The 575-nt window shown below is 54.6% G+C and carries 1 pseudogene; it reads right to left on the bottom strand.

Features of this window, described 5'->3' with window-relative positions:
- Positions 1 to 575, bottom strand: a pseudogene (locus HMPREF1627_RS01020) (aminopeptidase N); the annotation flags it as partial.

Raw genomic sequence — 575 nt, 5'->3', positions numbered from 1 at the left:
GTGGCCACCGTCGGCGGCTCCCCCACTCCAGGTGCCTCCATCAACGCGAGCGTATGGGCCGGCAACCACCGCAGTGATGTAGGACGAGAGCGGTGGCGTGCGTTTGAACGTTACCTCCGCCAGCTCGCCAACCGCATTACGGGACTGTTCGGGCTGGTTAGATAGAATTATCCAATCCGAGGGAGCCTTAACACTGAACTGCCAGCGGAGCTTCAGATCGGGTTGGTCAAAGCAGGCCCATGCGCGGCGCGCATCCGTGGGCTCAAACTGCGTGTAGAGGTAGGTAGCGCCATCCTCTGGATCGATGTAGCGATGCAGGCCTTCCCCGGTTGTCGAGTAGTAGCAATGCGACTCAATTTCTAAACTCACTGGGCTATCCGTTGGAAGGTCTTTCACCAAGACCCGCGTATCCGTCACCTCGTAGTTTGCAGGCGCACCATTAACGCGCACTTCCTCAACACTCTTCGCAACAAGATCGACAAAAACGGATGAGGATTTCGTCTCAAATCGAATCGTTGATTTCGAGAAAAATGCCTCTTCACCAGATTTTGCATTTGAAAGGTCGATGTAAACAT

Origin of the sequence: Actinomyces sp. S6-Spd3 (assembly GCF_000758755.1) — a bacterium.
In the GTDB taxonomy this organism is placed as follows: Bacteria; Actinomycetota; Actinomycetes; order Actinomycetales; family Actinomycetaceae; genus Pauljensenia.
Note: the sequence above shows the minus strand (reverse complement) of the source record. Positions and strands in the feature narration are given on the sequence as shown.